The 13,148-nt window shown below is 71.9% G+C and carries 9 protein-coding genes; 7 read left to right on the top strand and 2 right to left on the bottom strand.

Going from position 1 to position 13,148, the window contains the following annotated elements; genetic code table 11:
- Positions 1 to 182: 182 nt before the first annotated feature.
- The gene (locus tag FJK98_RS18425; RefSeq protein ID WP_240762140.1) at positions 183 to 1,976 is read right to left on the bottom strand and encodes an RICIN domain-containing protein; all 1,794 of its coding nucleotides are present in this window, start codon (positions 1,974 to 1,976) and stop codon (positions 183 to 185) included.
- Between the two features lie 332 nt (positions 1,977 to 2,308).
- Here FJK98_RS18425 and FJK98_RS18420 point away from each other — a divergent pair, with 332 nt between their 5' ends.
- From FJK98_RS18420 to FJK98_RS18405, 4 genes are all read left to right on the top strand, one after another.
- Positions 2,309 to 3,535: an extracellular solute-binding protein gene (locus FJK98_RS18420; protein ID WP_145920119.1), complete on the top strand. Its 1,227-nt coding sequence runs from the start codon at positions 2,309 to 2,311 to the stop codon at positions 3,533 to 3,535.
- A gap of 141 nt (positions 3,536 to 3,676) precedes the next feature.
- The gene (locus FJK98_RS18415; protein ID WP_205789531.1) at positions 3,677 to 4,558 is read left to right on the top strand and encodes a carbohydrate ABC transporter permease; all 882 of its coding nucleotides are present in this window, start codon (positions 3,677 to 3,679) and stop codon (positions 4,556 to 4,558) included.
- Positions 4,559 to 4,638: 80 nt separating this feature from the next.
- Positions 4,639 to 5,400 carry a carbohydrate ABC transporter permease gene (locus FJK98_RS18410; RefSeq protein WP_145922860.1) on the top strand — a complete coding sequence of 254 codons (762 nt, stop codon included), beginning with the start codon at positions 4,639 to 4,641 and terminating at the stop codon, positions 5,398 to 5,400.
- A 32-nt stretch (positions 5,401 to 5,432) separates the two neighbouring features.
- Positions 5,433 to 7,169, top strand: a complete 1,737-nt coding sequence (locus tag FJK98_RS18405; RefSeq protein WP_145920117.1) for an amylo-alpha-1,6-glucosidase — start codon at positions 5,433 to 5,435, stop codon at positions 7,167 to 7,169.
- 77 nt (positions 7,170 to 7,246) lie between these two features.
- Here FJK98_RS18405 and FJK98_RS18400 read toward each other — a convergent pair whose 3' ends face one another.
- The gene (locus tag FJK98_RS18400; RefSeq protein WP_145920116.1) at positions 7,247 to 8,260 is read right to left on the bottom strand and encodes a LacI family DNA-binding transcriptional regulator; all 1,014 of its coding nucleotides are present in this window, start codon (positions 8,258 to 8,260) and stop codon (positions 7,247 to 7,249) included.
- 367 nt (positions 8,261 to 8,627) lie between these two features.
- Here FJK98_RS18400 and FJK98_RS18395 point away from each other — a divergent pair, with 367 nt between their 5' ends.
- From FJK98_RS18395 to FJK98_RS18385, 3 genes are all read left to right on the top strand, one after another.
- Positions 8,628 to 10,073: an arabinofuranosidase catalytic domain-containing protein gene (locus FJK98_RS18395; protein WP_240762138.1), complete on the top strand. Its 1,446-nt coding sequence runs from the start codon at positions 8,628 to 8,630 to the stop codon at positions 10,071 to 10,073.
- A 222-nt stretch (positions 10,074 to 10,295) separates the two neighbouring features.
- Positions 10,296 to 10,823: an RICIN domain-containing protein gene (locus tag FJK98_RS18390; RefSeq protein ID WP_145920114.1), complete on the top strand. Its 528-nt coding sequence runs from the start codon at positions 10,296 to 10,298 to the stop codon at positions 10,821 to 10,823.
- Between the two features lie 114 nt (positions 10,824 to 10,937).
- A complete protein-coding gene (locus FJK98_RS18385) occupies positions 10,938 to 13,148 on the top strand; it encodes a helix-turn-helix domain-containing protein (protein ID WP_145920113.1) in 2,211 nt (736 codons plus the stop codon).

The raw sequence follows: 13,148 nt of genomic DNA, 5'->3' as shown, positions 1-13,148 counted from the left end.
GGCGGCGCACCGGGGCGCATCCGCCTACGGTCGGTGGTGGTGGCGAATCGGTTCGGACCTTTTCAGGATCACGGACCAAGCGACATCAATCAATGGCTTGCGGTGGTTCGTCCCCGTCACCTCCGGCGACCACGCCGGGTCGGGCGCCGGCCTTTCGGCACCCGACCCCATGCGGGACGGGTCTACCGACCCCAGACGCGCCAGGTCTGGTTCAGCGGGCTGCTCTGGCCGACCGGCTTGCAGGTCCACTGGAGGATCCGCGCCTGGGCGGCGGTGGAGACCCCGTTGACGTCGACGCACTTGTTGCTGTGCCGGGCGACGAGCTGGTAGTCGTGGGAGTCGTTGCCCCCGTAGGTCACCCGGCGCAGGGTGAACTGCTGGCTGGGGCCGTTCTGGCAGGTCCACTGCTGCACGGCCGCGCCGTCGGCGGTGGACGCCCCGCTGACGTCCAGGCACTTGCCGCTCTGCTGGTTGACCACGGTGTACGTGTCGGCCACCCCGGCGACCGGGCGGAAGTTCCAGAGCTGCTGGTCACCACCCTCGCAGGGGAACTGCTGCTGGGGGTTGCCGTCGGCGGTGCCCGGGCCGGTGTTGTCCAGGCACTGCTGGGAGTGCTGGGCCACCGCGACCGAGGTGAAACCGGTGTCCGAGGGCGGCAGGACGGTGACCGTGTACGTGTCGTTCTGGTTGCCGTACGGCAGGGTCACCGAGGCGGCGTTGTTGGTCAGCGTGAGCACGGTGTTCGACACCGTGACCGGCCCCTGCACCGCGCCGCCGTTGTTGTACGGGATGCGTTGGGTGAGCACCCGCACCTGGTTGTTCTGCACGATCCCGCTGGTGGCGTCCAGCCGTTGCAGGTTGACCGTCAGGTTGCCGGTGGTCCGACCGCCGCCGACCAGCACCCTCGCCGCCCCGGTCGCCCTGGTGGCGAAGGCGTCGTAGGACGGGCTGGGGGTCACCGCGACGATCTGCCCGGTCTGCGCGGCGTAGTAGCGGTAGACCCACCACTCGCCCTTGGGCTGGTGCTGGCCGGCCGCGTTGCGCACCAGCAGGTTGCCCAGGTCGTTGTGCAGGTTGCCGCCACCGGCCCAGTTCGCCCGCAGGCCGTCCGCGCGGGCCCGCTCCAGCCGGGCGACGTACCAGGCGCCGTCCGCCGGGTTCTGCTCGTTGGACGCGCCGTACTCGTTGATCTGGTACGGGCGGGGGTGGGCGATGCCGCGCGGGTCGAGGGTGGCGTTGGCGGCGGCGACGTTGGCGACCGGGTCGCCGGGCAGCGCGTGCCAGCTGACGATGTCCGGCACCGTGTTGGTGGAGCGGACGAAGTCGAGGTACTGGTTCCAGAACGCGTGGCTGGTCGACGGCACGCAGGCGCAGCTCGGCCCGACGATGAGCTGGTCGGGGAACTCGGCGCGCAGCCGCTGGTAGGTGCGCCGCCACAGTTCGAGGTACTGGGAGATCGGGCGGTTCCAGAAGATCGTGATGTTGGGTTCGTTCCAGATGTCCCACTGCACCCTCAGCCCGGCGGACCGGACGTCGCCGATGAGCCGGGTGAGGAAGGCGTCGTAGTCGGTCCAGTTGCCGTTGTCGCCGGGGAAGCGGGAGATTCCGGCACCGTCCGCGCCCCACAGGTCGTGCGGCAGGATGACGAACTGACCGCCGAGGGCGGCGGTGCGTCGGGCCTGGGCGAGCGTGGAGTTCCACCGGCGGTCGTAGTTGCCGCCGACCCAGCCGCTGCCCGGCAGTTGCGCGCCCCCGGCCCGCATGTACTGGAACTTGACGTCCCGGTAGAAGTGGTCGGCCGGACCGCTGGCGTTCTCGGTCATGCCGTAGATCCAGCCGGAGGCGCGGTAGGTCGGTGTGCCGTCGGTGGCGGAGAAGTTGACGCTGATCGACTCGTCGGCGGCCTGGGCCGGGGTGGCGGCGACGGTGCTGGCGGCGACGGCGAGCAGGCCGACGGCGAGTCGGGTGACGATCACGCGGACTCGTCCGGGCCGGCTGCGGGACGGGGTTTTCACGGGCGGCTCCTTGGTGGGGCGCGGGGAACGCTCTCCGGAGGGCTTCGCATGCGAATCGATTCGCAGAGATCGTAGGGTGAGACTGTGAAGGATGTCAATGAAATGACAGGGCCGTGACGTCGGGGTTTCCGCCGATGATCCCCTTCCTGAGTGGCCCCCCTTGACCCGGTCGCATCGACAGACCTATGTTCGTGTGAACGGATTAGTCGAATCGATTCGCCTCATGATCGCCGCGCTGCTCCGAGCGGCGGTCGCTCCCGCCACCTGACACCGCACGCGAATTGAGGCAGCACATGACAGCAACCAGCCGTCGGCGGTGCCTGGCCGTCGCCGTCGCCACGCTCGTCGCCCTGGCCGGCGGTGCCTGCTCGTCCGCCGACGACCCCTCGGGCGGCGGCAGCTACCTGGTCTGGGACCCGTACCCCCAGTTCGCCGCCGACTCCGCCTGGGTCGCGCTGCTCACGAAGTGCGGCGCGGCGGCCGGGGTGACGGTCGAGCGGACCGGCTACGACACCACCGACCTGACCAACAAGGCCCTGCTCGCCGCCCAGCAGGGCAACTCGCCGGACGTGCTGATCGTGGACAACCCGGTGATCTCGACCCTGGCCGAGGCCGGCGCGCTCACCACCACCGACGAGAACGAACTGGACGTGGAGACCATGGCGGCGAACCTGCTCGGCGCCGGCCAGCGCGAGGGCCGGACCTACGGGGTGCCGATCGGGGCGAACACCCTCGCCCTCTATTACCACAGGGAGGTGCTGGCCGCCGCAGGCGTCGATCCCGCCACCATCACCGACTGGGCCACGTTGAACAGCGCGTTGGCCAAGGTGAAGGCCGCGGGCAAGAAGGGCATCACCTTCTCGGCGATCGGCACCGAGGAGGGCAGCTTCCAGTTCCTGCCCTGGTTCTGGGGGGCCGGTGCCCGACTGACCGCGCTGGACTCACCGCAGGCCGTCGCCGCGCTGACGCTGTGGACCGACTGGCTCAGGCAGGGATACGCCCCGAACTCCGTCATCAACAACACCCAGACCACGAGCTGGCAGGAGTTCGCCACCGGCGACTACGCCTTCGCCGAGAACGGCACCTGGCAGCTGGCCAACGCGGCGAAGCTCGGCTTCGGTTACGGCATCATCGCGATCCCGGCCCGCGCGGGTGGCCCGGCCCCGGCACCCACCGGCGGGGAGTTCGTCTCCGTCCCGGTGCAGCGCGACACCGGCCGGTACGCGACATCGCGCCAGCTCGTCACCTGCCTGACCAGCGCCGACAACCTCCTCGCCACCGACACCACCCTCTCCTACGTCGCGCCCGTGACCGCCGTGCAGGACCGGCAGGCGGCGGTCGACCCCCAGCTCAAGGTCTGGGTGGAGGCGGTCCGGGCCGCCAAGGGCCGCACCGGTGACAACCTCGGCACGAAGTACCCGAGGATCTCCGAAGCCCTGTGGACCGGGGTGCAGGCGGCACTCAGCGGGGCGAAGCCGCCGCAGGAGGCGCTGGCCGCCGCGCAGCGTGCCGCCGGATAGCCGGGTCAAGTCGACATCGTGACCGCCACGGGATCCAGCACCCCGCGTCCGACCGCCTCGCATCCGACCACCCCGACAGCTGCCGCCACCGCCGGGCGCGGCCGTCGGGGGACGGCCGCCACCGTCCCACCCGGTTACCGCGTGTCCCGGGTGGGACAGTGGTCGGCCTGGGCCTTCCTCGCCCCGGTGACCGGTTACCTGCTCGTCTGCTACGCGTACCCGCTCTACCGGAACCTGGAGTTGAGCCTGCGGGAGTACACCGTCCGGTCGTTCGTCCAGGGCGGCGCGCCCTTCGCCGGCCCGGACAACTACCGGACGGTCCTGGCCGATCCGACGTTCGGGCCGGCGCTGACGCACACCCTGGTCTTCACCGCGGCGTCGCTGGTCCTCCAGTTCGTCATCGGGATGGCGCTGGCCCTCTTCTTCCACCAGCACTTCCCGCTCTCCCGGACCCTGCGGGCGGTGATCCTGGTGCCCTGGCTGCTGCCGTTGATCGTCTCGGCGTCCACCTGGTCGTGGCTGCTCAACAGCGATGCGGGCCTGGTCAACACGGCGCTCGGTGTGGTCGGGGTGGACCCGGTCCACTGGCTCACGTCGCCGCGCTGGTCGCTCGTCTCGGTGATCATCGCGAACGTCTGGATCGGCATCCCGTTCAACCTGGTGGTGCTGCACAGCGGCCTCCAGGCGATCCCGGCCGAGCTGTACGAGGCGTCCTCCCTCGACGGCGCGACGGGCTGGCAACGGTTCCGGTCGATCACCTTCCCGCTGCTGCGCCCGGTCTCCGCGGTCACCCTGCTGCTGGGCCTCATCTATACACTGAAGGTCTTCGATCTAATCTGGATCATGACCAGGGGTGGCCCGACCGATTCGTCCACCACCCTGGCCACCTGGGCGTACCGGCTCGGCTTCGGGAACCTGCTGCCCCGGTTCGGCCCGGGCGCGGCGGTCGGCAACCTGCTCATCGTGCTGGCCCTGCTCGCCGGGCTCGGCTACCTTCGGCTGCAACGGAGGCAGCGGTCGTGACCACCACCGCCCCGTGGCGCACCCGGCGCCGGACGCGTACCTGGTGCAAGACCGGCGTCGGCCTGGTGCTGAGCGGGCTGATGCTCTTCCCCGTCTACTGGATGATCAACGTGTCGTTCACCCGGGACCGGGACCTGCGGGCCAGCCCGCCGCACCTGTTCCCCCTCGACGGCACCGTCGAGGGCTACCGGGCGGTGCTCGACCAGCAGCTGCCGTACCTCGGCACCAGCCTGCTGGTCGGCCTCGGGACGGTGGCGTTGACCGTGGCGCTGGCCGCCCCCGCCGGCTACGCGCTGGCGAAGCTGCGCCCACCCGGCGGCCCGGCGCTCAGCTTCGTGCTGCTGACCGCGCAGATGATTCCGGGCATCATCATGGCGATGGGCTTCTATGCCGGATATCTCGAACTCGGCATCCTGAACACCCTGCCGGGTCTGATCCTGGCCGACTCGACCCTGGCGGTGCCGTTCGGCGTGCTGATCTTCACGGCCTTCATGTCCGGTGTCCCCGACGAGCTGCTCCAGGCCGCCGTGGTCGACGGCGCGGGCCGGTTACGCACCTTCTGGTCGGTGGTGCTGCCGCTGAGCCGCAACGCGGTCGTCACGGTGTCGCTGTTCGCGTTCCTCTGGGCCTGGTCGGACTTCGTGTTCGCCTCGACACTGGCCGCCGGCGGCGGGCACCAGCCGATCACCCTGGGCATCTACCGCTACATCGGCAACAACAACCAACAGTGGAACGCCATCATGGCCACCGCCGTCGTCGCCTCGGTCCCCGCCGCCGTGCTGCTGGTCCTGGCCCAGCGGTACGTCTCGACCGGGATCACCGCCGGCGCGGTCAAGGACTGACCACCCGTACCACAGAAAGGGCGTCACCAGCCATGACCGTCGCACCGTCCGGTCCGGAGTTCTCCCTCCAGGACATCCCGTTCAGCTACCGCGGTTCGTGGCTCAACATCTCCCCGGTGGTGGCCGAGAAGACGTACGCCGACGATCTGCACCTGGTCTCCCACCAGACCGGACTGCACCCGGTGCTCCGCCTCGCCCCGGACGCCGGCAGCACGGTCGTGGCCACTCCCACGCTGCTCACCTGGCGCAGCGGTGACGACCGGATCGAGGCCGGTTACCAGGGGCCGGACACCCTGCGGCTGCGGGGAAGGGGGCTCGGGCTGCGGATCGCCGCCGCCGCCGGCACCCTCACCCCGTTCAGCGGCACCTACCTCTATCTCGACCCGGTCGACGGGTCGGCCGTGTTCACCTCCTACGAGACGGGCCGCCGCTACCGGATCACCGTGCTGTCCGGCGCGCTGCGCGCGACCCGGGGAGCGGAGGCGCTCGGCACCGCCGACCGCTGGCTGGACCTTCCCGCCGACCAGCCCTGGGAGATCGCGATCGAGGAGTACGCCACCGCCCGCCGGCCCTACGCCCGGTCGGGCACCTTCGACGAGCTGTGCCGTGACCGCGACGCCGAGTTCGCCGCGTTCGTCGACGCGGTCGCCCCCTGGCGTGGCGTCGACACCCCCGCCGCCGAGCTGGCCGCGTACGTGGTGTGGTCGGCCACCGTCGGGCCGGCGGGGTTCGTCACCCGACCGGCCGTACTCATGTCCAAGCACTGGATGGACAAGGTGTGGAGCTGGGACCACTGCTTCAACGCGATCGCCCTGGCCGCCGGCGAGCCCGAGCTGGCCTGGCACCAGTTCCAGCTGCCCTTCGACCACCAGGACGCGGCCGGTGCCCTGCCGGACTCGGTCACCCACTCGGAGGTGCTGTACAACTACGTCAAGCCACCCGTCCACGGCTGGGCCCTGCGGCAGCTGCGCCGCCGGCTGCCCACGCCGCCGGACCGGGCGGCGCTGGCCCAGACGTACGACCGGCTGGCCCGGTGGACCCGGTTCTGGCTGGACGCGCGCCGCGCCCCGGGGCACGACCTGCCGCACTACCAGCACGGCAACGACAGCGGCTGGGACAACGCCACCACCTTCGACCACGACCGGGTGCTGGAGACCGCCGACCTCGCCGCCTTCCTGGTCAGCCAGCTGCGCTGCCTGGCCGACCTGGCCACCGAGCTGGGCGAGCCCGCCGACCGGTGGTCCGCCGAGGCCGACCGGGTACGCGCCGCCCTGCTGCGGGACCTGTGGGACGGCACCCGCTTCACCGCCCGCAGCCCGCTCACCGGCCGCCGAGGGGCCAGCCGCAGCCTGCTCGACCTGATGCCCGTCACGCTCGGCAACGACCTGCCCGCCCCGGTCGCCTCCGTGCTGGCCCGGCGGATCGAGGCCCACCTGACCACCCACGGGCTGGCCACCGAACCGACGGACTCGGCCCACTACCTCGCCGACGGCTACTGGCGGGGCCCGATCTGGGCACCCTCCACGGTGCTGGTCGAGGACGGCCTGCGCCGGGCCGGGCACATCGCGGTCGCCGACGAGATCAGCCAGCGTTTCCTGGCCCTGTGTGAGAAGTCCGGCTTCGCGGAGAACTTCGACGCCGAGACCGGCGCGGGGCTGCGCGACCGGGCGTACACCTGGACCGCCAGCAGCTATCTCATCCTCGCCGCCGCCCAGCAGGAACGCAACGGCTCACCAACGGGGGACGCGACGGGGCCGGCGGCCCGGTGAACGGCCTGGGTGCGACCGACCGCGGGTCGGCACCCGGAAGCCGACCGGCCGGGCCTGCGCCGGACCCCGGGGCCGGGTCAGCGGGAGCGGACCGGGCCGGTGCTGGAACGCAGCGAGATGGGCGGCGCGTAGAGCCGGTGGCGGGGTGGGCCGCCGGGCGCGGCGATCAGCTCCAGCAGCAACGCCACCGCTTCGGCACCCATCTGGCGCATCGGCACGTCGGCGGCGGTCAGCGGGGGGTGGAAATCCTCCGCCCAGTGCTGGGCGGCCACTCCGGTGACGGAGAAGTCGCCCGGCACCGACCGGCCGGCGGCGTGCAGCGCACGCTGCATGCCGGGCAGCGCCGCCTCGTTGATGGTGGCCACCGCGGTGACCTCCGGATGCGCTGCCAGCAGCTGCTCCACGCACGCCTCGCCGGAGGGCGTGTCGTCGCCGCAGCAGACGTCGAAGCCGGTCAGACCCCGTTCGGCGACGGCCGTCCGGAAGCCGGTCAGGGCGCGGTGGCTCGGGCCGTAACCCGCCGCGACCAGCTCGGCGGACCGGTTCACCAGGGCCACCTGCCGGTGCCCCAGGTCGGCCAGATGGTGCACGCAGCGGGAGATCAACGTGGCGTAGTCGATGTCGATCCAGCTCATCCCGTGCGGCTCGGCCGTCCGTCCGATCGTCACGAACGGCACCCCCGCCGTCGCCAGCCGGGTCACCCGGTCGTCGGTCAGCCGGATCTCCATCAGCACCACCCCGTCCACCCGCCGCCCGGTGACGATCCGCTCGAACGACCGGTCGTGGTCGCCGCCGGACGGGGACAGCAGCACGTCCAGATCGTGCCGGGCCGCCGCCTCGACGACGCTGGCGACGAAGCCCAGCTGCATGTCGGTCAGGCGTTGGCTGGCCGGGGGGATCACCAGCCCGAGGGTGCGGGTGCGCCCCTCCTTCAACGCGCGGGCGCTGGCGTTCGGCCGGTAGCCCAGCTCGTCGATGACCGCCTGGATCCGCTGCCGGGTCGTCGCCGACACGGCCCGCTTCCCGCTCAACACATAGGACACGGTGCTGCGGGACACCCCGGCCCGCCGGGCGATCTCACCGATGTTCATGCCCGCCCTCAAGCCGAATTCCGCCACCGACGCGGGAATGCGCCGTGTTTCCCATGGAGCATAACCGTCCGGCAATTCCCCAACGGGGCAGGAACAGTTCCGTCGCCGCTCCCGGGGGGCGATCCGCCGATGCCCGGCGTTCGGTGGCGTACAGGGCGGGGCGGACAGGGATCGCAGGGTAGCGCAATATATCGACAGAAGTTAATGTTAAAGATCTGACGTTTATGTCAGGAGCAGGTGCGGCTGACGGATCGGTTCCGTACCCCGGTCGTTCGGACGCGAAGCGCAGCCGTACCAGAGGCAGCCACCACCGTACCCATACCGTTCCGGAGAGGATTCGATGAATGTGAAGAGAAGGCCCAGTCGTATGACGATCGCCGTGGCGACGATGGCGACCCTCGTCGTCGTCAGCGGCGGCTCCGTGGTGGCGGACGCGCCGGGCGCACGGGCGGCGACCACCGGCCCGTGCGACATCTACGCCTCGGGCGGTACGCCGTGCGTGGCCGCGCACAGCACCACCCGCGCCCTGTACGGCGCTTACAACGGGCCGCTGTACCAGGTGCGCCGGACGTCGGACAACACCACCCGGGACGTCGGGGTGCTGAGCGCGGGTGGCGTCGTCAACGCCGCGACCCAGGACTCCTTCTGCGCCAACACGAGCTGTGTGATCACCATCATCTACGACCAGTCCGGCCGCAACAACCGCCTCACCCAGGCACCCCCGGGCTACTGGCCCGGCCCCGCGCCGGGCGGCTGGGACAACCTGGCCGACGCGAAGGCGGCCCCGGTCACGATCGGCGGCCAGAAGGCGTACGGCGTCTACGTCTCACCCGGCACCGGCTACCGCAACAACAACACCAACGGCGTCGCCACCGGCGACCAGCCCGAGGGCATCTACGCCGTCGTCGACGGCACCCACTACAACCAGTGGTGCTGCTTCGACTACGGCAATGCGCAGACCGACGGCCAGGCCGACGCGCCGGCCATCATGGAGACGGTCTACTTCGGCGCCAACAAGCAGTGGGGCTACGGCGCCGGCGCCGGCCCGTGGGTCATGGCCGACCTGGAGTGGGGGCTGTTCTCCGGGGTGAACGCGGGATACAACAACATCGCGTCCATCAACCACCGATTCGTGACCGCCATGGTCAAGGGTGAGCCGAACCACTGGGCGATCCGCGGTGGCAACGCGCAGTCGGGCGGCCTGACGACCTATTTCGACGGGCGGCGACCCAACGGATACCACCCGATGAAGAAGGAGGGCGCGATTCTGCTCGGCATCGGCGGCGACAACAGCGTCTCCGGCCGGGGCACCTTCTTCGAGGGCGTGCTGACCTCGGGCTACCCGTCGCCGGCCACCGAGGACGCGGTGCAGGCCAACATCGCCGCCGCCGGGTACGCCCCCGCCGGTGGCGGCACGCCGCAGCAGGGCGTCCAGCTCGTGGGCGGTCAGTCCGGTCGGTGTGTGGATGTGCCGAACGGCAGCACCACCAACGGCACCCAGGTCCAGCTCTGGGACTGCACGGGGGGCACGGCCCAGCGGTTCACCTACACGGCGGGCAAGCAGTTGCAGGTGTTGGGCAACAAGTGTCTCGACGCCAACGGGCAGGGCACCAGCAACGGCACCCAGGTGATCATCTGGGACTGCCACGGTGGGACCAACCAGCAGTGGAACGTCAACGCCAACGGGACCGTCACCGGCGTCCAGTCCGGCCTCTGCCTCGACGCCAACAACGCGGCCACGGCCAACGGCACCAAGCTGATCCTGTGGTCGTGCAACGGCCAACAGAACCAGCAGTGGAACCTGCGCAGCTGACCGGCGCGCGCCGCCCCGGTCGGCCGGGCCTCCGCACAGGGGCCGGCCGACCGGGGCCCATCCGCCGGGTCACCCGGTCGGGACGGACGACCGCACCGCGCCGCCGCCGGTTGTTGCCTGCTGTTCTGCATGTTCACCCTCGCCGGGTGCCGCTGTACTCCTGGTAGCCGGATGGCGTCGGCCCGCACGGGAGGGGCCGTACCGATGACAGGAGGAGTGAAGGTGACAGTCAGGATGGGTGGCGCGAGCTGGCGGGGAGTCCTCGCCCGACTGGCCGCGACGATGATGCTGGTCGCGGGGGCGGCGGTGGCGTCCGCCTCCCCGGCGGCGGCGGCCTACGAGTTCACCGGCCAGTTCCAGAACTACGCCACCGGGATGTGCCTGGACAGCAACAGCGCCGGGTCGATCTACACCCTGCCGTGCCAGGCCGGCAACAACTGGCAGACGTGGACCGTCACCTCGGCGGGCAAGGCCCCGTCCGGATACGACCGGGTGACCATCCGCAATCGGCAGACCGGCCTGTGTATCGAGATGTGGGAGTACGGCGGCCCGCAACAGCACGCCTACCCGTGCACCGGCGGCCTGAAGCAGCTGATCGAGGGCTACGGTCCGAACTGGAACCAGGTGTCGCTGCGGCTCAACTACTTCGACACCCGCTACATCTGCGTCGACACCCACGGCAGCGGGGAGGCGTACGCCCGGGCGTGCAACTACGGCGGATACCAGACGTGGCGGTTGAATGGTCGGTGATCCGACCCATGCGCTAAGTCACTGATCTATGTCTGGCACCGCGCCCGGAGATCTGTGAGGGTGTGCCCGGTGAACCCGATACCGAGCACACCCGAACGGCCGTCACTGGGCGCCGTGCTCCGGTCCCACCGGCTGGCGGCGGGCCTGTCGATGGAGGGGCTCGCCGAGCGCTGCGGGGTCAGCGTGCGGGCGATCAGCGACATCGAACGCGACCGGGTCCGTCGCCCGCAGCGGCGCACCCTGACCGTCCTGTGTGACGTCCTCGACGTACCGGACGACGCGCGCCGCCGGCTGGTCGCGGCCACCTCCGCCCGGCCCGCCGGCTGCGAGCCGCCCGATCCGCCGCGCTACTTCACCGGCCGGGCGGCCGCGCTGCGCACTCTCGGCGACATCGCGCGTCGGCCGCCGGGCGACCGGCAGCAGGCCACCGTGGTCGTCGTCACCGGACCCGCCGGGGTGGGCAAGACCAGCTTCGCGGCACGGGCCGCGACCGACCTGGCCCCGGACTTCCCCGACGGCCGGTTCTTCGTCGACCTGCGCGGCATGGACGACGTCCCCACCCCGCCCGGCGAGGCGCTGCACCTGCTGCTGCGCGCCCTCGGCGTGCCGGAACGGCGGATTCCCGCCGGGCTCGACGAGCGGGCCACGGCGTACCGGTCGGTGCTCTGCCAGCGCCGGGCCCTGGTGGTGTGGGACAACGCCGCCGACGAGGCCCAGGCCAGGCCACTGCTGCCCGGGGCCGGGCCCGGTTTCGTGCTGTTCACCAGCCGGCGACGGCTCAGCGGCCTGGATACCGCGCAGTGGCTGTCCCTGGAGCCGCTGCCGGCCGAGGAGTCGACCGCGATGCTGCGGGCCGTCGCCGCGCCCGCCGCCGACCCGACCGGGCCCGCCGCCGCCGACCCGACCGGGTGGGCGGAGCTGGCCCGGCACTGCGGGCACATGCCCCTGGCCCTGCGCGTCACCGGGCAACGGCTGTCGGACGAGCCGGGGCTGTCGGTGGGGGAGCTGAACCGGCGGTTCACCGGCGAGCAGGCCCGGCTCACGGTGATCGACGCGGGGGCCGCCGGCATCCACACCGCGCTGAGCCTGTCGTACCGGCGGCTGGAGGCGGACCTGCGGCGCACCTTCCGGCGGCTGTCCCTGATGCCCGGCCCGGACTTCGGCCCGGACCCGGTCGCCGTGGTCACCGGCGTCGACGCCGAGGACGCCGAGCGGCGGCTGGAGGCCCTGGTCGAGAGCGGCCTGGTGGACGCCGTGCCGGCGGACCGGTACGGGCTGCACGACCTGGTCCGGGATTTCGCCGCCGACCGGATGACCGCCGAGGAGCCGGACGGCGTCAACCCGTCGCGGACCACCCTGCTGCGGTGGTGGCTGGCCCGCACCACGGCCGCCGGGCAGCACTTCGAGCCGGGCGGACCGGCGTCGCTGACCCCTTTCCCGGACCGGCGGGCGGCGGCCGGCTGGCTCGACGCCGAGCGGGGCAACTGGTTCGCGGCGCTACGGTCGGCCGCCGCCGAGGGACTGCACGGCCAAGTGGTCGACACCGTCGACGCGCTGCACTGGTTCTCCGACAGCCGGGTGCACCTCGACGTCTGGCCGGAGGTCTTCCGGTTGTCCGCCGAGTCGGCCGCCAGGCTGGGCGACCCGCGCACCGAGGCGGTCCACCTCAACTACCTGGCCTGGGCGCAGGCGATCTGCCAACGGGAGTACGCCGACAGCGTGGCCACCGCCACCCGGGCGCTGGACCGGGCCGTGCGCGCGGGGGACCCGGCCCAGCAGGGCTGGGCGCTGCTCTACGCCGCCAGCGGCCACACCGGCCTGGGCGAGCACGCGGCGGCGCTGCGCCAGCGGCAACGGGCCTGGGTGCTGCTGCGCCGTTCGGCCGACCGGGAAGGGCTGCCGCAGGCGATGGCCTCCCTCGGGACGTCCCTCCTGGCGCTCGGCAGGGCGGCCGAGGCGTTGCGGGTGCACCAGCGGACGTGCCGGTTGCTCCGCGATCCGCGTTACCCCATCTCGGCCTTCGCCCGGGCGGCCACCGACGCGTTGAACTGTCGGCGCATCGGCGACGATCTCGCCGCCCTCGGCCGGTGGCCGGAGTGCGTCACCGCCCGCCGGGAGGCCGTCGCGCGGTTGCGCGCGAACGCCATGCCGGCCTCCGAGGCCGTGACCCTGGTGGAGCTGGCCGAGGCGCTGCGGCGGACGGGGGCGGCCCGGGAGGCCCCGGCGCACCTGGTGCGGGCGATCGAACTGGCCGACGACTGTGACGACCCGGATCTGGCCCGCCGGGCCGGGGAACTGCTCGCCGAGCTGTCCGGGGCCGGCTGA

The sequence above is a fragment of the Micromonospora sp. HM134 genome (assembly GCF_007833915.1).
GTDB lineage: Bacteria > Actinomycetota > Actinomycetes > Mycobacteriales > Micromonosporaceae > Micromonospora > Micromonospora wenchangensis.
Note: the sequence above shows the minus strand (reverse complement) of the source record. Positions and strands in the feature narration are given on the sequence as shown.